This window comes from Acinetobacter sp. ANC 3882, from assembly GCF_022549545.1.
In the GTDB taxonomy this organism is placed as follows: domain Bacteria; phylum Pseudomonadota; class Gammaproteobacteria; order Pseudomonadales; family Moraxellaceae; genus Acinetobacter.
The window spans coordinates 41,963-61,996 of record NZ_JAKZGB010000001.1; the positions used below are offsets into that span (position 1 = coordinate 41,963).

Annotated in this window: 26 protein-coding genes; 24 read left to right on the forward strand and 2 right to left on the reverse strand. The window is 39.5% G+C overall.

From position 1 onward, the window contains the following. The 23 genes from MMO42_RS00225 to MMO42_RS00335 all read left to right on the forward strand — a co-directional run bounded on the left by MMO42_RS00225 (position 1) and on the right by MMO42_RS00335 (position 18,220). On the forward strand, positions 1 to 429 hold the full coding sequence (locus MMO42_RS00225; RefSeq protein ID WP_004806616.1) for a biopolymer transporter ExbD: 429 nt from the start codon (positions 1 to 3) through the stop codon (positions 427 to 429). Next, positions 426 to 2,153, forward strand: coding sequence for a lipid A export permease/ATP-binding protein MsbA (gene msbA / locus MMO42_RS00230; protein ID WP_241318682.1), 1,728 nt, complete (start codon positions 426 to 428; stop codon positions 2,151 to 2,153). The genes MMO42_RS00225 and msbA overlap by 4 nt, the downstream gene beginning before the upstream one ends. 2 nt (positions 2,154 to 2,155) lie before the next feature. Further along, on the forward strand, positions 2,156 to 3,163 hold the full coding sequence (lpxK, locus tag MMO42_RS00235; RefSeq protein WP_241318683.1) for a tetraacyldisaccharide 4'-kinase: 1,008 nt from the start codon (positions 2,156 to 2,158) through the stop codon (positions 3,161 to 3,163). Between the two features lie 9 nt (positions 3,164 to 3,172). Beyond that, positions 3,173 to 3,934: a 3-deoxy-manno-octulosonate cytidylyltransferase gene (kdsB, locus tag MMO42_RS00240; protein ID WP_241318684.1), complete on the forward strand. Its 762-nt coding sequence runs from the start codon at positions 3,173 to 3,175 to the stop codon at positions 3,932 to 3,934. Positions 3,935 to 3,938: 4 nt separating this feature from the next. Further along, complete coding sequence (locus tag MMO42_RS00245; protein WP_241318685.1) at positions 3,939 to 4,922, forward strand: DNA polymerase III subunit delta'; 984 nt, start codon at positions 3,939 to 3,941, stop codon at positions 4,920 to 4,922. A gap of 187 nt (positions 4,923 to 5,109) precedes the next feature. Continuing rightward, positions 5,110 to 5,415, forward strand: a complete 306-nt coding sequence (locus MMO42_RS00250; protein ID WP_241318686.1) for a hypothetical protein — start codon at positions 5,110 to 5,112, stop codon at positions 5,413 to 5,415. A 162-nt stretch (positions 5,416 to 5,577) separates the two neighbouring features. Further along, positions 5,578 to 6,087: a hypothetical protein gene (locus MMO42_RS00255; RefSeq protein ID WP_005294667.1), complete on the forward strand. Its 510-nt coding sequence runs from the start codon at positions 5,578 to 5,580 to the stop codon at positions 6,085 to 6,087. A gap of 564 nt (positions 6,088 to 6,651) precedes the next feature. After that, entirely contained in the window at positions 6,652 to 6,996 is a 345-nt protein-coding gene (locus MMO42_RS00260; protein ID WP_005187977.1) for a PilZ domain-containing protein, read from the forward strand. Positions 6,997 to 7,020: 24 nt separating this feature from the next. Then, positions 7,021 to 7,794, forward strand: coding sequence for a TatD family hydrolase (locus MMO42_RS00265; protein ID WP_241318687.1), 774 nt, complete (start codon positions 7,021 to 7,023; stop codon positions 7,792 to 7,794). Between the two features lie 40 nt (positions 7,795 to 7,834). Next, positions 7,835 to 8,443: a TetR/AcrR family transcriptional regulator gene (locus MMO42_RS00270; protein WP_032862890.1), complete on the forward strand. Its 609-nt coding sequence runs from the start codon at positions 7,835 to 7,837 to the stop codon at positions 8,441 to 8,443. Between the two features lie 11 nt (positions 8,444 to 8,454). Beyond that, positions 8,455 to 9,003 carry a type II secretion system protein gene (locus MMO42_RS00275; RefSeq protein ID WP_005153451.1) on the forward strand — a complete coding sequence of 183 codons (549 nt, stop codon included), beginning with the start codon at positions 8,455 to 8,457 and terminating at the stop codon, positions 9,001 to 9,003. Positions 9,004 to 9,187: 184 nt separating this feature from the next. Then, a complete protein-coding gene (gspI, locus tag MMO42_RS00280) occupies positions 9,188 to 9,592 on the forward strand; it encodes a type II secretion system minor pseudopilin GspI (RefSeq protein ID WP_347005663.1) in 405 nt (134 codons plus the stop codon). Next, the gene (gene gspJ / locus MMO42_RS00285) at positions 9,589 to 10,296 is read left to right on the forward strand and encodes a type II secretion system minor pseudopilin GspJ (RefSeq protein WP_241318688.1); all 708 of its coding nucleotides are present in this window, start codon (positions 9,589 to 9,591) and stop codon (positions 10,294 to 10,296) included. Before gspI ends, gspJ begins: the two co-directional genes overlap by 4 nt. Positions 10,297 to 10,313: 17 nt before the next feature. Continuing rightward, positions 10,314 to 11,288, forward strand: a complete 975-nt coding sequence (gene gspK / locus MMO42_RS00290; RefSeq protein ID WP_241318689.1) for a type II secretion system minor pseudopilin GspK — start codon at positions 10,314 to 10,316, stop codon at positions 11,286 to 11,288. A 107-nt stretch (positions 11,289 to 11,395) separates the two neighbouring features. Continuing rightward, the gene (locus MMO42_RS00295; protein ID WP_004653863.1) at positions 11,396 to 11,992 is read left to right on the forward strand and encodes a 6-carboxytetrahydropterin synthase; all 597 of its coding nucleotides are present in this window, start codon (positions 11,396 to 11,398) and stop codon (positions 11,990 to 11,992) included. A gap of 44 nt (positions 11,993 to 12,036) precedes the next feature. Continuing rightward, complete coding sequence (gene ung, locus MMO42_RS00300) at positions 12,037 to 12,750, forward strand: uracil-DNA glycosylase (RefSeq protein ID WP_241318690.1); 714 nt, start codon at positions 12,037 to 12,039, stop codon at positions 12,748 to 12,750. Further along, positions 12,747 to 13,871 (forward strand): enoyl-CoA hydratase/isomerase family protein, encoded by a 1,125-nt coding sequence (locus tag MMO42_RS00305; RefSeq protein ID WP_171067358.1) that lies wholly within the window; start codon positions 12,747 to 12,749, stop codon positions 13,869 to 13,871. The genes ung and MMO42_RS00305 overlap by 4 nt, the downstream gene beginning before the upstream one ends. Positions 13,872 to 13,876: 5 nt before the next feature. After that, on the forward strand, positions 13,877 to 14,386 hold the full coding sequence (gene tadA, locus MMO42_RS00310) for a tRNA adenosine(34) deaminase TadA (RefSeq protein ID WP_241318691.1): 510 nt from the start codon (positions 13,877 to 13,879) through the stop codon (positions 14,384 to 14,386). 66 nt (positions 14,387 to 14,452) lie between these two features. Continuing rightward, complete coding sequence (locus MMO42_RS00315; protein WP_005294649.1) at positions 14,453 to 14,893, forward strand: SRPBCC family protein; 441 nt, start codon at positions 14,453 to 14,455, stop codon at positions 14,891 to 14,893. 9 nt (positions 14,894 to 14,902) lie between these two features. Continuing rightward, positions 14,903 to 15,583, forward strand: a complete 681-nt coding sequence (gene cmk, locus MMO42_RS00320; RefSeq protein WP_241318692.1) for a (d)CMP kinase — start codon at positions 14,903 to 14,905, stop codon at positions 15,581 to 15,583. A 115-nt stretch (positions 15,584 to 15,698) separates the two neighbouring features. Continuing rightward, on the forward strand, positions 15,699 to 17,381 hold the full coding sequence (rpsA, locus tag MMO42_RS00325; RefSeq protein ID WP_005053831.1) for a 30S ribosomal protein S1: 1,683 nt from the start codon (positions 15,699 to 15,701) through the stop codon (positions 17,379 to 17,381). A gap of 156 nt (positions 17,382 to 17,537) precedes the next feature. Beyond that, on the forward strand, positions 17,538 to 17,840 hold the full coding sequence (locus MMO42_RS00330) for an integration host factor subunit beta (protein ID WP_005153429.1): 303 nt from the start codon (positions 17,538 to 17,540) through the stop codon (positions 17,838 to 17,840). A 14-nt stretch (positions 17,841 to 17,854) separates the two neighbouring features. Continuing rightward, positions 17,855 to 18,220 carry a lipopolysaccharide assembly protein LapA domain-containing protein gene (locus tag MMO42_RS00335; protein ID WP_005153427.1) on the forward strand — a complete coding sequence of 122 codons (366 nt, stop codon included), beginning with the start codon at positions 17,855 to 17,857 and terminating at the stop codon, positions 18,218 to 18,220. A gap of 84 nt (positions 18,221 to 18,304) precedes the next feature. Here MMO42_RS00335 and MMO42_RS00340 read toward each other — a convergent pair whose 3' ends face one another. Beyond that, positions 18,305 to 18,631 (reverse strand): AzlD domain-containing protein, encoded by a 327-nt coding sequence (locus tag MMO42_RS00340; RefSeq protein WP_241318693.1) that lies wholly within the window; start codon positions 18,629 to 18,631, stop codon positions 18,305 to 18,307. Beyond that, positions 18,628 to 19,284, reverse strand: a complete 657-nt coding sequence (locus MMO42_RS00345; protein WP_241318694.1) for an AzlC family ABC transporter permease — start codon at positions 19,282 to 19,284, stop codon at positions 18,628 to 18,630. The genes MMO42_RS00340 and MMO42_RS00345 overlap by 4 nt, the downstream gene beginning before the upstream one ends. An 89-nt stretch (positions 19,285 to 19,373) precedes the next feature. Here MMO42_RS00345 and MMO42_RS00350 point away from each other — a divergent pair, with 89 nt between their 5' ends. After that, entirely contained in the window at positions 19,374 to 19,922 is a 549-nt protein-coding gene (locus tag MMO42_RS00350) for an XRE family transcriptional regulator (protein ID WP_241318695.1), read from the forward strand. Positions 19,923 to 20,034: the final 112 nt, after the last annotated feature.

Here is a 20,034-nt window from a genome sequence, read left to right on the forward strand (position 1 = left end):
ATGAAGTTTAAACGCTCTCAAGTTGAAGATATTCATATCAATTTGACGCCAATGATTGACTGTATGTTATTTATTTTGGTGTTTTTATTATTATCAACGACATTTAGTCAGCAAAGTCGTATAAATCTGACATTGCCCGATGCACAAGGTGTTCCACCTAAACAATTCGATCACAAAATTGAAATCATGGTAGACTCCACAGGGCATTATTCTGTAAATGGTCAAGCGTTATCTAGTAAAGATATCGCTGATTTAAGCACCGCGATTAAGCAAGTTGCACAAGATCGTCGTGATTTTATGTTTATTATTGCAGCTGATGCCAAAGCAGCGCATCAAGATGTAATTCGTGTAATGGATGTCGCCGGTCAACTTGGTTTTGTTAACGTCAATATCAGCACTAAAGTCCCAACGAGAGGTTTTACTGAGTGAATCAAGATTTTAAGGTTTATGTCCGTTTAATATCGTATTTAAAATCTTATTGGGGCGTTGCCTTACTCGTCTTGCTTGGTTTTGGTATCAACGCGGCGACGGAAGTCTCTGTCGCAAAGCTATTGAAATACATCATTGACGCTATTCAAGAGGGTAGTCGTAGCAATCTGGATTGGTTTCCAGCGCTTATTGTTTTATTGATGTTCTTTCGTGGCGTTGGTCTGTTCCTTGGTGGTTACTTTTCAGCGGTCATCTCGCGTAGTTTAGTGTTTAGCATCCGCCAAGAAGTGTATGCAAAATTATTGAGATTACCAGCGCAATATTATTTAGATAATAGTGCTGGTCATATTAGTGCAAAATTGATGTATAACGTGGAGCAGTTAACCGCTGCTTCATCTGAATCTTTACAGACTCTGATCAAAGATGGTTTGATTGTTCTTGGTTTGCTCGGGTATTTGCTCTACACCAACTGGCGATTAACCTTATGTATTGTGGTTTTCATGCCTTTTATTGGTATATTGGTCAGAGTTGCATCCAAGAAGATGCGTAAGCTTTCGATCCAAGTACAAAATACCATGGGTGATGTAAACCACGTGGTACAAGAAACCATTACCGCGAATTCAGTTGTGAAGAGTTTTACTGGAGAAGAGTTTGAGCAGAAGCGCTTTTATAAATCGTCTGAAGAGAACTTGCGTCGTGGTTTGAAAATGGTTGTGGTGCAAAATATTAACAGCCCAATCATTCAGCTTTTATTATCAATGGCGATGGCAATCATTCTTTGGTTGGCTTTACGTCCGCAGGTTTTTGGTGATACTTCTGCGGGTGAATTTATTTCATTCATTACCGCTGCGGGCCTCATTTCTAAGCCTGTTAAGAATTTAACCGATATCAATGAAAAGTTACAACGTGGTTTAGCTGCAGCACATTCTGTGTTTGAGCTATTGGATACGCCTGAAGAAATTAATAATGGTCAATTGAAACCTGTTTTAAAGGGCAATATTCAATTTGATCATGCCAACTTGCGTTATGAAGACGGTACGCATGCGATCAAGGATTTTTCTTTAGATATCAAAGCAGGGCAAACCGTTGCTTTAGTTGGACGTTCAGGTGCTGGTAAGACTTCATTGGTAAATATGCTGCCACGTTTCCAAGAGTTGAGTGAAGGGCAAATCTATTTTGATGATATTCCAGTTCAGGATATTGAGCTGGCTTATTTACGTTCTCAAATTGCGACAGTGAATCAGCAAGTTGTGTTATTCAATCGCTCAGTTCGCGATAACATTGCCTATGGTCAGTTACAAGACTCAAGCGATGAGCAAGTCATTGCTGCAGCGAAAGCTGCGTATGCACATGACTTTATTATGAACCTGCCGCAAGGTTATGACACCATTTTGGGTGCGCAAGGTTTGAACCTCTCAGGCGGTCAGCGTCAACGTATTGCCATTGCTAGAGCAATCTTAAAAGATTCTCCAATTCTGATTTTAGATGAAGCAACCAGTGCGCTTGATAATGAATCAGAATATTTCATTCAACAGGCATTTGATAAAGCGATGCAAGACCGTACCACGATTGTGATTGCACATCGTTTATCTACGGTAGAAAATGCAGATCTGATCGTGGTAATGGATAAAGGTCAGATTATTGAGCAAGGCACACATGCTGAGCTTTTAGCAAAACATGGTATGTATTATCAATTACATCAACGTAATTTCGAGGAAAACTAAACATGTCGATGGCGCAACGTATTCAGGACGCTTGGAATCAACAAGCGTCATGGTTGGTGGTGTTGCGCCCCTTGTCATGGTTATACCGATTTGGTTTTTGTGCGAATAAAGCGCTTTATCAACATGGGATTAAACCCGTATATAAAGCGCCTGTACCTGTTATGGTGATTGGGAATATTACCGTGGGTGGCAGTGGTAAGACACCGCTGCTGATTCAATTGGTCAAATATTTGCAGCAACACAATGTGCGCGTCGGTGTAATCAGCCGTGGTTACGGTGGCGCAGGTCCTTTTCCTGTTTTAGTTACTTCGCGTTCCGAGCCTGATATTGTAGGTGATGAACCTTGTCTGATTGTTCAATCTACCCATGTGCCCATGGCAGTCGGTCCTAATCGTCAAGCTTCTATTGAGTTGCTATTGGAAAATGGGCAGCTTGATCTGATTATTAGTGATGATGGTTTGCAGCATTGGGCTTTGGCACGCCAGATTGAATGGATTGTGTTAGATCAAAATCGTGGTTTAGGCAATGAGAAGTTATTGCCCGAAGGCTATTTACGTGAACCTAAGTCACGCTTAAATGAAAGTACGGTTATTGAGCATACTAAAATTGCACAAACACAAAAGAATATGCATCTAGCCGTGGGTAAGCCTTATCTTTTAAATGCAAATACAGATACACATTGGTTTGATCCCAATCAATATTTCAATGCGGTTGTTGGAATTGGTTTCCCTCAACGTTTTTATCAAACCTTAGCATCTTTGGGTGTGCAACAATACCAGGCACATGAATTCCCAGATCACCATGATTATGAAATTGATGATTTAATATTTGAAAATCATGATGCCATTATTACCACTGAAAAAGATGCCGTAAAGTTTAAGATTTTATTAAAGCAACATCCTGAATTCACGACCCCGATTTGGGTAGTACCCGTAGAAGCTGTTTTATCAGCAGATTGTTATGATGTATTGAAACAACAATTACAGCACCTCGGTATCCAATTTTCTTAGAGAGCGACCATGAAACATATCGTCATCCCAGCTCGTTTTGCGAGTTCTCGTCTTCCTGCAAAACCGTTACTCCTGATTCATGGCCGTCCAATGATTCTTCGTGTGGTCGATCAAGCGAAAAAAGTTGCTGGTTTTGATGACTTGTGCGTTGCTACCGATGATGAGCGCATTGCTGAAGTATGTCGTGCTGAAGGGGTTGATGTGGTTTTGACAAACCCAGATCATCCTTCGGGTACTGATCGTCTTAGTGAGGTTGCTCGTATTAAAGGATGGTCAGCAGACGATATTATTGTGAATGTTCAGGGGGATGAGCCCTTACTTCCTGCGCAACTAGTGCAACAGGTGAGTCAGCTTCTGATTGATCATCCACACTGTGCCATGTCTACTTTATGTGAGCCGATTCATCAGTTAGACGAATTTCAACGCGATAGTATTGTCAAAGTGGTGATGAGTAATCGTAATGAGGCATTGTATTTTAGCCGTGCAACTATTCCTTATGATCGTGATGGAGCAAAGCAGGCAGAACAGCAGTTACATAATCAAGCGTATCGTCATCTAGGTTTATATGCCTATCGTGTCAAATTGCTACAAGAGTATGTGACTTGGGAACAGGGCCAACTTGAGAAATTGGAAAGCTTGGAGCAATTGCGGGTACTGGAAAATGGTCATCGTATTGCCATTGCTGTGGCAGAAGCAAATTTACCCCCTGGTGTAGACACCCAAGCGGATCTAGATCGATTAAATGCAATGTCTGTGAGCTTGTTTGAATAATATTATGGTCGATACTCAATTAACAGTGATTTACCCATGGCATGAGCAGACTTGGGAATTGCTTAGTACACGATTCCCAGAACTTGGACATGGTCTATTGTTTTATGGAAAGAAGGGCTGTGCCAAAAAAGAGTTTGCAGAGCGTTTTATTGCTTGGGTACTGTGTTTGAATAAACAGCAGCAACATGCTTGTGGTGAATGTTCAAGTTGTCAGTGGTTGCGCTCAGATACGCATCCAAATTATGTGCATATCACGACGGATGAAGATAATAAAAAACAAAATGCCAAAATAAAAATTGAGAAAATCCGAGAACTTTTGCCCTTTGTTCAGCAAACTGGTGAAGGTTGGCGTGTTGTAATGATTGAACCTGCTGAAGCATTAAATACCGCATCAGCAAATGCATTGTTAAAAACCTTAGAAGAGCCTGGTGAAAAAGTTGTTCTGATTTTACTTGCAGATCATTACTTAAAACTTCCTGCCACGATTCGTAGTCGTTTACAACATTTTGCGCTAGACCGAATGTCGATTCAAGATGCACAAGCATTTGTACAACAACAAATTCCAGAGACCACAGCAGAACAGGTCAAACTGTTATTGAATCTTGCCAATGATATGCCACTGACGGCCATTGAGATTGAAAAGAGTGTTTGGCTACAAAAGCGAGCTTTATTCTTGAATGATTGGTTTAAATTGGTAGCTGAAAAAAATATGCCTTTAAACTATTCAAATAAATGGTCTAAAGAATTAAATTTTTCTGAATTTATCACGATGTTTGAATATCTTTTAGCTGATATCGTGAGTTTAAAACTGAACCAATCGTTAAAAAATGATGATTTAGATTTTAACCCATTGGCAGAATTTTATAGTTTGGACGCTTTGTTTACGATCTATTCGGATTTGCAGCAAAAGAAATTAATGGTTGAGCAAAATGTACAAACCCAATTGGTTCTCGATGAATTATTTATTCAGTTAATGAATGTGAGTTAAGTAAGATTTAATACAGAATGAAGTTAGATTTTATCAAATAAGCTTTATTGTGATTTTGATAGATCTTTGTTTTTATAGCATTTAAGTGAGTTTTGTATATAAATTGTTCGTCGCTCTTTAATCCTGATTGAAAGTATATAAAATGTGAGTTACTTCACAATAATATTAAAAAATAAGGAATATAGAGATGAAAACAACATTTATAGCGATTGCTTTATCACTTACCATGATGCCAAGCATTACGAAAGCTGAACCAAAGTTTGTATCGAATATTAATGGCTCATCTTTTGAGATTAATGCTTCGAATTTGGGTACACAGGCATACGAGTGTGTTTATAGCTATTCTTTTAATCATGCTCAAAGTTCTGCTGGAAATCAGTTTAGTGGTAAGTTTTATATTGAAGCTGGGGTAAACAATATTTCGGTACTTACGCGGAATACCGATCAAATGATCAGTAAGCTAAACTTTGATTATAAATGTACCGAAAAATAGAAAAGCATAAACATAAGCTAGACAGGAAAAAAACCGCTCTTAAGAGCGGTTTTTTTATGGGAAAAAAATTTTCATTCTTCAGAATGTTAAAAATTCACATCTTTTATTAAATATGTTATTTTTTCACATAGCGATTTGCTATGTAAGTTAGGGAATTTTGAGATGCATATAAAAACACTTTTAGTTACTTTAAGCCTTCTTTCATTGAGTGGTTGCCAGACTCTGGATTCGGCCATGTCTGCAACGGATGGGATACTCAATAAAACTGGAGATATTTTGAGTGGTGACTTTCGCGGTTTAGGGCCTGCAAAGAAAGCAACTTTGTCTGAAATATGGAAAGACTGGCAGCAAAATGAAATCACCGCGAAACGCAAGTGGGATTCACAACGCCTTGAGGTACCTGGAATTATTACTCGTATTACTAAAACGGGTGAAATCGTTTCTCAAAATCAGATTGCGATTATTTTTAAAGATCCAAGCAATGGGAAGTGTAAAGGGCAAGGACTTACTCGTGATGATTTAAAAGTAAATACAGACAAAATCAGCAATTTAAAAGTTGGTGATCGAATTGTAGTCACTGGCGTATTAGGCACAACAGAATCAAAGTGGGCGACTCAAGGCGAATGTTGGTTCTCCTTTGACAAGGCAGAAATTGTCAAGGCGGCAAAATAATTCATAACGGAGATATAGCAAGCAGGTCTTGCTATATCACTTTGATTTGAAAATGAAAGCTGATGTTTATTAACAAGTTGAGCAGTTTTTGTGAGCGGCGTAGTTTAAGTTAGTTTTCATTTATCGGCATCAGCATCGCTATCTAAATGTACTAAATAATTATGTTTCAGAGTATTCATCTTCATTTAGATCATATTGCATTTAGGTTGATGTATCTCCTTGTTGTTTTATCTCAATTGTACTGAGTCGCTAACCAATACCTTCCAATGGTCTTATCCATCCATAAGTAACTGTCATAAGATTTTAAATAACGCTTTATACAATACGTTATTTGCTCTAATCATGGTAATTTTAGTTGTTTTACAAGGCTTTTGCTGAAACAGTATTTGTTGTTTGCTTGATTGTTTTCTATAATCAGGTCATAAATCACATATAGATCTTTATTCAACGGTCACCAATGGAAATTCTATAAAACTTATCAAAAGGAATGATATTTTTTTAGATTTATCAACGGTATAAAATTATTAATGTTTTAATCGATTAAGTATTTAACAGGGGAATGTTATGCAACCACAAATGATGGGTGGAATTATACAGGTTAATATTCCAGATAAAGCGACATTGCAATCCAGTTTTATGCCTTTTGTTGTCGGTGGTGGTTTGTTCGTACCGACCAAGCAAGCCGTTAAAATGGGGCAGGAAGTTTTTGTGTTGGCGACCTTACCAGAGCAATCACAGAAGATTCCTTTAACGGGTAAAGTGATCTGGATTTCACATAAACAAACACATTTTAAGCCACAAGGATTTGCAATCCAGTTGGTTGGTGAAAAAGGTGTGTATTATAAAAATGAAGCTGAAAAGTTATTAGCGGGTATGAAAGGCTTGGATCGTCCAAGTTATACGATGTAGTTGTAAAGAGAATAGGAAGACAGAGTGTTTGTTGATACGCATTGCCATTTAACCATGTTAGATCTAAATCCTTATCAAGGAGATTTGGATCAAGCACTTGAACAAGCTCGACTTGTAGGTGTTTCGAAATTCATGGGGATTTCAGTTGATCTGGAAGATCATATTAAATTGGCAGAAATTGCAGCCCGACATGATGATGTTGGCTATTCTGTAGGTGTGCATCCTTGTGAAGATGAGCAGATCATGGCACGTGCAACAACAGAGTATCTGGTCAATCTTGCTCAGTCAGACAAGGTGTGGGCTTTGGGTGAAACAGGTCTGGATTATTATCACAGTACTGACTTTGTGGCTGAGCAAAAGCGTTGTTTCGCACGTCACATTGAAGCCTCTAAAATTGTTAAAAAGCCTGTCGTGGTTCATACGCGAGCGGCAAAACACGATACTGTTGATATCATTCGCGCGGAACAATCCACGCATGGTATTTTGCATTGTTTTACCGAAGATTGGGAAACTGCAAAAGCTGTTTTGGATTGCGGATATTATATTTCTTTCTCTGGTATTGTCTCTTTCAAAAATGCGCAGGACTTGCGTGATGTTGCCAAGCAGGTGCCACTGGATCGTTTACTGATTGAAACGGATAGCCCTTATTTAGCACCAGTCCCGTATCGTGGTAAAACCAATGAACCTAAATACGTTCCTTTTGTAGCAAAAGCGCTAAGTGATGTATATGATAAATCGGTTGAAGAGATTGGCATGATTACAACGCAAAATTTTGAGAATCTCTTAAATTTGAAATAAACGGTTTTGTTGTACTAGGAAAGAGAGTTATTACGTGAAAATGGATCGTCAAGCTCAGTTTAGAGCACGAGAAGTATTAATTTTTCAAATCGCGGAGCAACTCCTATTAGAAAATGGTGAAGCTGGCATGACGCTCGATGCTCTTGCAGCAGAGCTAGATCTTGCCAAGGGTACGTTATATAAGCACTTTCAGAGTAAAGATGAACTGTATATGTTACTCATTATTCGTAATGAGCGAATGTTGCTTGAAATGATTCAAGACACTGAAAAGGCTTTTCCAGAACATTTAGCTTTCTTCATGTTGCATCATTTACATCATCCTGAGCGTACTGCGTTATTTCACCAAATTGAGGAGCGTCTATCAACTACTGGACAGGGTATTCAATTACTATTCAGTGAGTTGTATAAAGTGAGAAGACAGCGGTTGCGTATTATCATCCGTATGACTGAAAGTTATTTGCTGGACATTAATAGTACGATGACCACACGCGATTATCTCGCTTCAGTTTGGTCGTTGACCTATGGTGCGGCGGTTATCCTGAATTCAAGTTTCTATCAGCGTTATTTGGGATCGAGAGATACATTGCGTGTCGCTTATATAGAGCAAGCTTTAGCATTGCCAAAGCTACTAGAACAATCTGTTCCATAGTCGAAAATAGAATGAAATCACCACAGAGATTACAAACAGGTTTTACGCTTATTGAGGTCATGGTGGTGATTGTCATTATGACCATCATGGCATCTTTGGTGGTCTTAAATATTGGTGGGGTCGATCAACGCCGAGCAATGCAAGCCAGAGAGATGTTTATTCTAGATCTCAAAAAAATTAATAAAGAAGCGACTGATCAAGCCAAGGTCTTTGCTTTAAATACTCAAAATGCCACCGATGTTGCACCATTTAGTTATAATTTATTTGAATATCATGACCAAAGCCGTGAACAAATTCAGCAGGCTGATCGTACTTGGCAACTGTATAAAGAATTTAAAACACGTCAATTACCAGATCGTGTCTCTTTTAGTATTCAAAGCTTAGATGCTGAAAACTATAACAAAGCAAAAAATGAAGACTTATTGGGCGGCAGAGCTCCTCAGTTGATTTGGTTTGGGAATGGTGAAGTGAAACCTGTTCGGATCCAGTTCTATTATGAGCAACAACCTATTGGCCATGAGTTTGCATTAGATCACTTGGGTAAAATAGATGAAAATTAAATACTCAGAAGATCGTGCTTTGCCGTCTTATAAAGTTAACCTTTGCACTCAAAGCGTAGCTTTTTCTCTTGCAGAGGAACAGAAATCTCGCACCTCAAGCATAGCTTTCGGTCTTGCAGCGGGGCAGAGCGGTGCTCGGCGGAGACCTGCTCACTTCGAGCATAGCTCTTCGTCTTGCGCTCGGGTGAAACGTTGTTTCACTAACCCTCGCTCAGGATTTACATTGCTTGAAGTGATGGTTGCACTGGCGATCTTTGCTGTTGCAGCGATTGCACTAACTAAAGTCGCTATGCAATACACACAATCAACGTCCAATGCGATTTTACGTACTAAGGCGCAATTTGTGGCCATGAATGAAGTCGCTATGATGGAAATCAATCAGGAATGGCTGGACGGAACACAGTCAAAACAAGTGACCTCTCAAGGTGAAACATGGCAAATTGACAAAAAAGCCCAATCCACGATTAGTCCCAAGATACAGCGCATCGAATTGCAAGTCAGCTTGTTTAATAATGAGCAAGGTAAGGTTGAAGCAGGTGTTACCAATCTTGTGTTCTTTAACTATCCGGCACAGGCTAGAACACAATGAAATATACACGCTCAGGATTTACTCTGGTTGAGTTACTGGTTGCAATTGCAATCTTTGCAGTACTTTCTATGTTGGGCTGGAAGGTTTTTGATTATTTATTAAAAGTAAAAGATCGTAATGCTGAGCATGAGTTACACCTATTTGCATTGCAAGATGCCTATCAGCAGGTTTTAAGAGACAGCCTGCAAATCATTCCATTGACCGCCAATGATGGCAGGCAACTGCAAGCAGCTTTGGTCTTGAATAATGGAAGTTTTATATTTAGTAAGGCTGGTGTTTCAGATCCATTAAAGCAAGGGCTGTCACCCTATGAACGTATTGAATATCGCTATGATTCTGCACAGAAGAAAGTATATCGATTGAAATATTCAAATCTAAATATTCCCAATCGTGTACAGCCTGTTTCAAGTACATTATTGGAAAATGTAGATCAATTTAAAGTGATGGTTTTGAATCCACAAGAATTGATGCAGTGGCCCGAAAATAATGATCCAAGCAATATTGCTGAACTGAAAAAATTACCGCTGGGTATAAAGATACAGTTAACTGTTGCAGGTACAGATTATGAATGGATTTATAGCTTATTGAATACACAGGCGTATTTGCAGGCGATAGGAAATTTAAATGGCACGGGTGGAGGTACAAATCCACCAAATAAAGATGGATCAAATTCCCCAAGTCCCACTGAGCTTCCTACACAATGAGCAAGAGGCAATATCCCGTGATTAAAACAGCTCAAAGTTATGGAACATCTCAGCGTGGCATTGCATTATTGACCATTCTTGTTATGGTGGCTTTGGCAACCATTCTTGCCGCGACCATTGCTAAACGACAAACCAATACCTCTGAAAATACAGGGTATCTGATGCGTCAAGATCAATCTTTATTGTATGCAAAAAGTGCTGAAGCCTTTTTTTCTGAACTCTTGATTCAAGATAGTGATAATGGAAGCAGTATTGATCACCTGCAAGAGAATTGGGCCAAGCCTATGCCCCCATTTCCAGTTGAGGATGGCTCTGTTTCTGGACGTTTGATGGATGAGTCAGGCAAATTCAATCTTAATAATTTGGTGAAAGCAGATGGAAGTCAAGTGGATGATTCTGCTCGACGTTGGTTTGAAAATTTGCTGCAACGTGTTGGCTTGCCAGCAGAGTTGAGTCAAGCGGTCATTGATTGGCAAGATGTCGATGATGAAACTACAGGTGCAATGGGAGCTGAGAGTAATTATTATCAAGGTTTAGATCCTGCATATTTGGCCCCAAACACCAAGTTTCACAGTGTTGAAGAGTTGAAGCTGGTGAGGGGATTTGAGGGTAAAAATTACGACTTAATTAAGCCCTATGTCACGGCATTGCCTGAACAAACGAAAGTGAATATGAATACCGCACCAGCATTATTGCTTGCCAGTATTGATCCAAAAGTTGATATCAAAGCAGTGGAGCAAGAGCTTAAAACCAAGCAAGCGAATTTGACCTATTTCAATAATGTTGATGATTTGTGGAAATTAAATGCTTTTTCTGGGATAGAAGAGCAAAATAAAACTGATGCCGCTGCTTTATTGGATAGCAAGTCCAATTATTTTACTGCACAAATTGAGGTTGTTTTAAGCGAACGGAAACGGCAATTTACCAGTTCTTTGATCCGGAAAGATAAGCAAGTCTTTGTATATTCAAGAAGTCTTTCACCATTTCAGTAGCTTTTAATATTGGTTTATCAAATGGTGACAAGATTTAAAATCAATCCCAATGCACGTTTTTTTGCTTTATAATAAAATCCGTTTGCAGATAAAGATTAGCTTGGTGCATGTTAATTCGAAAATTGTTTAAGTTTGAAAATGCTCATATTGTGCGTAACTGTACATCGGATCGCTGTAAGCGTTCGATTCATGGGCATAGTTATAAAGTTGAATTATTATTAAAAGCGTCAAAGCTCGATCACGGACAAATGGTTTATGATTTCGGCTTACTCAAAGGCGTGATCAAAGAATTGTATGATAGTTTTGATCATGCAATTTGTTTTTGGCAGAAAGATGATCCTGCTTATATAGATGCATGTAAAACATTTAGTGCACGTTGGATCGCTTTACCCGTTTCGCCTTCGGCCGAACAGTTTTCGCGTATTTTCTTTTATCTTGCTCAGCAAGTATTAAACTCAACAACGACTCAAAATGGTGAGGGTGATGTTGAAGTTTATTCAGTGATCGTACATGAGACCGATACGGGCTACGCTCAAAGTTTTCAAGAAGATATTGATAATGCACAAATGGGTGCATTGAGTCTGGATCAAATCGTATTTTCAGAACAAGTACAGGCTGAATGGAGTGATGTTCAGATGTATGAAAATCTGAAAAAAGGAATCAAGTTCCAAAATCCAAACGTAGAATTACAAGTTAATATTTGAGTGCTTTTCACTCAGGTGAGTGAACTTATTTTCAAGGAATATGGATGCAATTTACTGAACAGCAACAGGACAAATTAAGTAAAGTTCAGTTGGACGAGTCTTGGAAAATTTCATTGTCAGAGTTCTTGCTCAGTCAAAAAATGGATAATTTGCGTGATTTTTTACAGCAAGAAAAACTTGCACAGAAAACGATTTATCCACCAAGTAAACAGATTTTTAACGCGATGAATACCACGCCACAAACGGGTGTTAAAGTCGTGATTTTAGGACAAGACCCTTATCATGGTCCGAATCAAGCCAATGGTTTGAGCTTTTCGGTACACAGAGGGGTTGCATTACCGCCATCTTTACGTAATATTTTCCATGAGTTGCATACAGATTTAGCTGTGCCTGTTTCACGTCATGGTGACTTGAGCAAATGGGCTGAACAAGGTGTACTGTTACTGAACAGTGTACTAACGGTAGAAGCAGGACAACCAACCTCACATCAGAAACAGGGATGGGAAGACTTCACTGATGCTGTAATTGATGTATTAAATGAACAACGTGAACATATCGTGTTTATTTTATGGGGCGCTTATGCTCAACGTAAAGGGCAACGTATTGACCGTAATAAGCACCTTGTTCTAACAGCAGCGCATCCATCACCACTTGCTGCGAACCGTGGTGGTTTCTTTGGCTGTAAAGTATTTTCTAAAACCAATCAATATTTGAAACAACATGGCATTGAGCCTATAGACTGGCAATTGGACGCATAATGACTTCTCCTGATTTAAATAGCTATCATCCAGATTTAGTTATTGAACATGCAAAAAACGGTTGGCGAATCATTCGTCTTAATCGACCTAAATCTTTGCATGCTTTAGATGAGCCAATCGTAAGTGCTCTACTGCAAGTTTTCGAAGATTTTCATGTAGATGATACTGTAAAAGCGATTTGGTTTGATTCAACAACACCAAAAGCATTTTGTGCGGGCGGTGATGTTCGCAAATTACGCCAGTTGGTGATTAATCAGGAAGTTGATGCTGCGAACCTATTCTTCCAGCAAGAATATGCACTTGATTTACTGTTGCATAATTACGCCAAACCGATTGTTGTCTGGGGTGAAGGTTATGTGATGGGTGGTGGATTGGGCTTGTTCATGGCTGCACCATTCCGTTTGGTTACGCCGTACTCACGTTTGGCGATGCCAGAAATCAATATCGGTTTATACCCTGATGTTGGTGCGAGTCGCTTCTTGGCTGATCGTGGGCAGATCGGCTTGTTCACTGGCTTAACAGGTTCAATCATGACTGCCGCTGGCGCATTTAGTATTGGTTGGGCAACACACATCTGTGAAGCGCAACGTGACAATGTGCTTCAGAAAGTTTTGAATGTCGATTGGAATCATTATCCAGCGGGTGCATTCAGAGCCATTGATGACACTTTAAATAGTTTGCATCGCCCAGTTGCATCTGGACCATTACAGAACTCGATTGATGTGATTCATAGTGTCTGTCGTGGACAAAGTTTTGAATATGACTATCAATCTATTATTGGTTTAAGTGATGCAAGTAGTGATTGGTTGCGCCAAGCCAGCGAGAACTTGCAGAAGGGCTCTCCAAGTACAGCTGCGATCACATGGCTGTTATGGCAATGGGGCAAACAAGGTCATGCATGGGATGAAGTGTTTGCATTAGAAGCGCAAATTTCTGATTGGAAGATCCGTCATCCAGACTTTGTCGAAGGTGTGCGTGCCCGTTTGGTTGATAAAGATTTGTCACCAGAGTGGAAAGCAACCGAGCAATTGAGCTTAAAAGGTATTTTGGGTGACTGTGCTCCAGTGACTAATATTGAAAGCTGGAATGCGTTATTAAAGCAATATGGTGTCATTGCCTGATTGTTATGAGTTCAGAAAATTGTAATGATGAATATTGGATGCAGCTTGCCTATGAGCAGGCTGCATTAGCCGCAGCGCAGGGTGAAATCCCCGTCGGGGCTATTCTGGTGAGTAATGGACAGGTACTCGGTGCAGGCTACAATGCACCCATTAAATTGTCAGATCCAACGGCTCATGCTGAAATACAGGCTTTACGTGCTGCTTGCCAGTCTTTGAATAACTACCGGTTGCCTGAAGATACAGCGCTCTATGTGACACTCGAACCTTGTACCATGTGTGTGGGTGCATTAATTCATGCGCGAATTCAGCGTGTGGTTTTTGCGACGACTGAACCTAAAGCAGGTTCATTGGTGAGTGCTAGACAATTGCTTGACAGTGGTTATTACAATCATAAATTTGTTTTCGAACAGGGTTGTTTACAAGAACAATGCTCATTGCAATTGAGTGATTTTTTTAAGCAAAGAAGACATGAAAAGAAGAAAATCCGTTCGTCAAAAACGTCCTTAAATGATTAAAAATGTCTCATGAGTTGTGGCAAACTAAGCCTCCGATGATTTTGGGTCACATCAAAAGGCGAACTTATGCGTAATGCAATCACCATACAAAAAGAATTTAATGCACCGATTTCTGAAGTGTTTGACTTGCTGTCAAAGCATGCCACTTATAATAAGGCATTTGCACCATTACAGGTTGTACGTGTCAAAGACTCCGCTGATCCAAAACGCCCTGATGGTATTGGCTCGGTTCGTCGTATGGGCTTTGGTCCAATCAAGCCGCTTCAAGAAGAAATCACTTTATTGGAAGAAAATAAGCGAATTGAGTATAAATTAATCAATAACCCTTTGGTGAAGCATCATTTGGGGCAAATTGACTTTAAGGAAATCACTCCTTTTATTACTTTAGTCACTTATAAGATTGAATTTACGGCAAAAGCGCCCTTAGTAAGCAAATTAGTTCTTGCACAACTCAAAGCAGCGATTACACTAGGTTTTTCAAAATTAGCCAAATCAGTTGCTTCATAAGAGATGGGAATGACAGTTCATATAATTACGATTGATGGTCCAAGTGGTTCAGGTAAAGGAACATTGGCTGCAAAAATTGCCGCACATTATGGTTTTAATTTATTAGATTCTGGTGCGTTATATCGTTTACTTGGATTGTCATTGTTCCAACGTGGTCTACTGGATCAGATTGATGCGCATTTAGATGAATGTGTTGAATGCGCTACACATTTGGATATTGAGTTTCAATCCTCAGACGCTGCGACAAAGATTCTCTTAGAAGGTGTCGATGTCACCCAGACCATTCGTACTGAACAAGTGGGAGAGTATGCGTCTAAAGTTGCAACCATTCCTGAATTAAGAAAAGCATTATTTGCACGTCAGCGTGCATTTATTCAAGCACCAGGATTGGTTGCGGACGGTCGTGACATGGCAACATCGATCTTTCCAGAAGCTCAAGCCAAGATTTATTTAACAGCATCGGCAGAGTCTCGTGCAGAGCGACGCGTAAAACAGTTGCAGGGTATGGGTCTTGATGCTAAAATAAGCGACATTTTATCTAACATACAGGCTAGAGATAAAAGAGATATGGAGCGTACAGTTGCTCCACTCAAGCCCGCTGATGATGCGTATGTCATTGATAGTTCTACAATAGGCATCAATGAAGTGTTTCAGTTGATGGTTGACTATATCAATAGCCGTATAAAATAGATACACAATTTTTTTATCAGTTGAAGCATTGCTTGATCAGATTTTTTGGACAATGTAACAACTTAACTAAACCGGCCTTGTCTGATCCAAGACCGCGGACTTTATCAGGTATATCATGACCGAATCTTTTGCAGCCCTCTTTGAAGAAAGTGAATTAAACCTCAACGTTGAAAAGGGTGCAGTCATCCAAGGTACTGTTGTTAGTATCGATTCTGACTGGGTTACTGTTGACACTGGCCTTAAATCTGAAGGCGTAGTTGACCGTGCTGAATTTTTAAATGAACAACGTGAACTTGAAGTTCAAGTTGGCGATACTGTTGACGTAGTTGTTGAAGCACTTGACAACGGTATGGGTCAAACAGTTTTATCACGTGAAAAAGCGAAACGTGCTGAAACTTGGACTAAACTTGAGAAAATCTTTGAAGACGGCGAAATCGTTACTGGTGTTATCTCTGGTAAGGTTAAAGGCGGTTTCACTGTTGACATCGGTCCTGTACGTGCATTCTTACCAGGTTCTTTAGTTGACACTCGTCCTATCCGTGACACAACTCACCTTGAAGGTAAAGAGTTAGAGTTCAAAGTAATCAAACTTGATGCTAAACGTAACAACGTTGTTGTATCTCGTCGTGCAGTTATGGAAGCTGAATCTTCAGCTGATCGTGAAGCATTACTTGCTCAACTTGAAGAAGGTCAAACAGTTACAGGTACTATCAAGAACCTTACTGATTACGGCGCGTTCGTTGATCTTGGCGGTATTGATGGTCTTCTACATATCACAGATATGGCTTGGAAGCGTATCAAACACCCTTCAGAAGTTGTTGAAGTTGGTCAAGAAGTTACAGTTAAAGTACTTAAGTTTGACCGTGAGCGTAACCGAGTATCTTTAGGTCTTAAGCAATTAGGCGAAGATCCATGGTTAGCGATTATGAACCGTTATCCTAAAGGTTCTATCGTTAAAGCACGTGTTACTAACTTAACTGATTACGGTTGTTTTGCTGAAATCGCTGAAGGCGTTGAAGGCTTAGTACACGTTTCAGAAATGGACCACACGAACAAAAACATCCACCCATCTAAAGTTGTTCAGATTGGTGATGAAGTTGATGTTATGGTTCTTGAAGTTGATGAAGAACGTCGTCGTATTTCATTGGGTATCAAACAAACTCGTGCTAACCCATGGGAAGAGTTTGCTAAAGCAAATGAAAAAGGCGAAAAAGTTTCTGGTACGATCAAATCAATCACTGATTTCGGTATCTTCATCGGTTTATCTGGTGGAATCGACGGTTTAGTACATTTATCTGACATTTCTTGGAACGAACAAGGCGAAGAAGCTATCCGTCGTTACAAGAAAGGTGACACAGTTGAAGCAGTTATCTTATCTGTAGACGCTGAAGGTAACCGTATCAGCCTTGGTATCAAGCAATTAAACAGCGATCCATTCAATGACTTCTTAGCTGCGAATGAACGTGGTGCTTTAGTTAAAGGTACTGTGACTGCTGTTGATGCTAAAGGTGCTACAGTTAAATTAGCTGATGACATCGAAGCGACTCTTAAAGCTTCTGAAATCAACCGTGATCGCGTTGAAGATGCAACTAAATTCTTAGAAGTTGGTCAAGAAGTTGAAGCGAAGATCATCAATGTTGATCGTAAATCTCGCTCTATCAACTTGTCTATCAAAGCGAAAGACGAAGCTGAAGAGAAAGAAGCTGTGAACACTGTTCGTCAAGCTGCTGCAACTCAACCAGCAGACAGCAATGGTCCTAAGACTATTGGTGACTTAATTAAAGCTCAAATGAAGTAATTTGTTAAAAGGTACGTTTCTTGTAACAGAGACGTACTTTTTATACAAAAATACTGCAAACGGTAGCGTAGTAATTATATACTGCGCTACCGTTTTGTATTTAAACAGGTTATTATTAAAAACATTGAAAAGTAGCAATAATTAAAGAGGTCATCGATGACTACTGAAGCACTTAATAAATCTGATTTAATTGAACGGATTGCACTTAAAAACCCACACTTAGCTGAGCCTTTGGTTGAAGATGCAGTTAAGATTATGATTGATCAAATGATCGAAGCACTTTCAAGTGGCGATCGTATTGAGATCCGTGGTTTTGGTAGTTTTGCTTTGCATCACCGTGAGCCACGTTTAGGGCGTAACCCTAAAACTGGTCGATCTGTTGATGTTGCGGCGAAAGCAGTTCCACACTTTAAACCTGGTAAAGCACTTCGTGACGCAGTAAACGAATCTGGTGAATAATAATTGAGGTGTTTATGCGTTATGTATTAATTGCATTACTTGTTGCCATTTTTGGCTATTCACTCGCTTTGGTTCTTCAAAATCCAGCTGAACTACAAGTAGATTTATTATTTACCCAAGTCCCAGCAATGCGTTTAGGTCTTCTCCTTTTATTGACTTTAGCATTAGGTATTGTGGTTGGTTTATTACTTGGCGTTCAAGTTTTCCGAGTTTTCCAAACAAGTTGGGAAATTAAACGACTTCGTAAAGATATTGATCATCTTCGCAAAGAGCAAATTCAGCTTGCACAACAAGCTGCCGCAGAAGCTGCTGCAAGTGTAAGACATGAAAAAACAGTGTTGGATATCAATCCTGAGAGTCAAACTCGTACACCACTGTAATTGAGAATATTTTGAGGGTTGTAAAGTCTGAAGATTTTATAATCCAATGAAATAGCCCTTTATTTGATTTAAAGGGCTATTTTTTTATGGGAAGCCGAGATATCTCAAAGTCGCTGTAATCAACATGGCGACCAGAATAACAACAATCAGTGAATATTTTTTCCATGCAAAAATGATTGCAACACAAACACCAATGATTTTACTGATGCCACTAAAATGGGTTTCAGTAAAAAGCGTATTAAAGATCGCTAAGGTAAATAGCAGTACACAAGCAGAGTCAGCAAGAAGTTGTTTATGCTGTTCTTTGAAGGTTATGCGATTGGCGAGATAAAAACCTGAGTAGCGAATCAAATACGTACCAAGGGCAAGTACAATAACTCCAATAAAGATATAACTTTCACTATATTTCATTTTGACTTGCCTTTTAACAGTAAACCGAACATGGAAACGAGTACAGGTAGGCCTGTTGGTAGTAAGGGAATTGACGCCAAGGACAGGGTACTGCCTAAAAGAACACGGTGACGCGTGGTTTTATTTCTGAGCATTGGCAGAATTAAGGCGAACAGAATGGCTGGAAATGCGGCATCTATACCAAATGCATCAATATCAGGGATGTTTTTACTCAAGAGATAGCCGATAAGCACGCCAATCGGCCACAGAATAGCAATCCCTATTCCACACATCCAATATGCTTTTTGCTTGGCTTGATCATCTTGCTGGCTCAATCCAAACATGACACTTTCATCATTCATGATATGGCAGGCAATAAATCGATACGCATTTTTTTCAATAAATGTTGCTACGGATAATCCAAATGGTAGGTGGCGTAAATTGATTAATATGCCAGTTAAAGCTGCGAAAATCGGATTTGCGCCCGTTGCAATCATACCAATAAACGTAAATTCTGCAGCACCTGCAAGTACCGTAAGTGATAGCAGCAAAGGAATCCACAGGGGGACATCAAAGCTCGCAGCAACAGAGCCTAAGGAAATACCGACAATTCCAGTTGCAATCGAGATCAGGACGATGGCTTTGATCAGATTAAATCGTTCTTTATCTTGCATCTTTGTTTTCTATATCAAACGAACGTACGATATAATAGATTAATTTTATATCGTTCGTCAAAACGAACATTCGTTTTTTATGGTGTTATATGACTTTGCCCATTGAAATTGTCGCGAAAGGCTTGCAAAGAGAAAGACAGAAGTCTGGATTATCTTTAGCCGAAGTTGCTCGCCGAGCAGGTATCGCGAAATCGACGCTGTCTCAATTGGAAGCAGCTCAAGGTAATCCAAGTCTGGAAACTTTATGGGCCTTATGTGTTGCTTTAGATATTCCATTTGCAAAATTAATGGAATCGAATATCACGCAAACGCAAGTGATTCGTTTTGGTGATGGCCCATCGGTGAGTTCTGAAATTGCTCATTATCAAGCAATCTTATTGGCAAATTGCCCAACGGGGGCCAGACGTGATGTATATATGTTAACAACACAACCAGGCGAGCCGCGTTGTAGTCAGCCGCATCCAATTGGTAGTGTTGAACATATTATTATTATGAAAGGACGAGCAAAAGTGGGTTTGATTGCAGAACCTATTGTGTTGAATGAAGGGGATTATATTTGTTATCCCGCAGATCAAGCGCATATCTTTGAAGCCTTGGAAGTAGATACCCGAGCGATTTTAATCTCTGAGCAAAGATAGAGATCATTTCATCATTTTGGAAAAGCTTTTTTTCATTATGATGACTTTCTTGCTTTGTTCATTTTATTAATCACTTTATAATTAGCCGATTTTTATGTGATGGAACTAGATT

What these genes read in the sequence shown, in the direction of transcription:
- MMO42_RS00250 (WP_241318686.1), top strand. Translation starts at nt 5,110, where the DNA reads ATGAAAACAACATTTATAGCGATTGCTTTATCACTTACCATGATGCCA.
- tadA (WP_241318691.1), top strand. Translation starts at nt 13,877, where the DNA reads ATGAGTTCAGAAAATTGTAATGATGAATATTGGATGCAGCTTGCCTAT.
- MMO42_RS00225 (WP_004806616.1), top strand. Translation starts at nt 1, where the DNA reads ATGAAGTTTAAACGCTCTCAAGTTGAAGATATTCATATCAATTTGACG.
- MMO42_RS00345 (WP_241318694.1), bottom strand. Translation starts at nt 19,284, where the DNA reads ATGCAAGATAAAGAACGATTTAATCTGATCAAAGCCATCGTCCTGATC.
- MMO42_RS00275 (WP_005153451.1), top strand. Translation starts at nt 8,455, where the DNA reads ATGAAATCACCACAGAGATTACAAACAGGTTTTACGCTTATTGAGGTC.
- MMO42_RS00350 (WP_241318695.1), top strand. Translation starts at nt 19,374, where the DNA reads ATGACTTTGCCCATTGAAATTGTCGCGAAAGGCTTGCAAAGAGAAAGA.
- lpxK (WP_241318683.1), top strand. Translation starts at nt 2,156, where the DNA reads ATGTCGATGGCGCAACGTATTCAGGACGCTTGGAATCAACAAGCGTCA.
- MMO42_RS00335 (WP_005153427.1), top strand. Translation starts at nt 17,855, where the DNA reads ATGCGTTATGTATTAATTGCATTACTTGTTGCCATTTTTGGCTATTCA.
- rpsA (WP_005053831.1), top strand. Translation starts at nt 15,699, where the DNA reads ATGACCGAATCTTTTGCAGCCCTCTTTGAAGAAAGTGAATTAAACCTC.
- cmk (WP_241318692.1), top strand. Translation starts at nt 14,903, where the DNA reads ATGACAGTTCATATAATTACGATTGATGGTCCAAGTGGTTCAGGTAAA.
- MMO42_RS00295 (WP_004653863.1), top strand. Translation starts at nt 11,396, where the DNA reads ATGTTAATTCGAAAATTGTTTAAGTTTGAAAATGCTCATATTGTGCGT.
- MMO42_RS00270 (WP_032862890.1), top strand. Translation starts at nt 7,835, where the DNA reads ATGGATCGTCAAGCTCAGTTTAGAGCACGAGAAGTATTAATTTTTCAA.
- MMO42_RS00255 (WP_005294667.1), top strand. Translation starts at nt 5,578, where the DNA reads ATGCATATAAAAACACTTTTAGTTACTTTAAGCCTTCTTTCATTGAGT.
- MMO42_RS00260 (WP_005187977.1), top strand. Translation starts at nt 6,652, where the DNA reads ATGCAACCACAAATGATGGGTGGAATTATACAGGTTAATATTCCAGAT.
- MMO42_RS00245 (WP_241318685.1), top strand. Translation starts at nt 3,939, where the DNA reads ATGGTCGATACTCAATTAACAGTGATTTACCCATGGCATGAGCAGACT.
- kdsB (WP_241318684.1), top strand. Translation starts at nt 3,173, where the DNA reads ATGAAACATATCGTCATCCCAGCTCGTTTTGCGAGTTCTCGTCTTCCT.
- gspJ (WP_241318688.1), top strand. Translation starts at nt 9,589, where the DNA reads ATGAAATATACACGCTCAGGATTTACTCTGGTTGAGTTACTGGTTGCA.
- MMO42_RS00330 (WP_005153429.1), top strand. Translation starts at nt 17,538, where the DNA reads ATGACTACTGAAGCACTTAATAAATCTGATTTAATTGAACGGATTGCA.
- MMO42_RS00315 (WP_005294649.1), top strand. Translation starts at nt 14,453, where the DNA reads ATGCGTAATGCAATCACCATACAAAAAGAATTTAATGCACCGATTTCT.
- ung (WP_241318690.1), top strand. Translation starts at nt 12,037, where the DNA reads ATGCAATTTACTGAACAGCAACAGGACAAATTAAGTAAAGTTCAGTTG.
- MMO42_RS00340 (WP_241318693.1), bottom strand. Translation starts at nt 18,631, where the DNA reads ATGAAATATAGTGAAAGTTATATCTTTATTGGAGTTATTGTACTTGCC.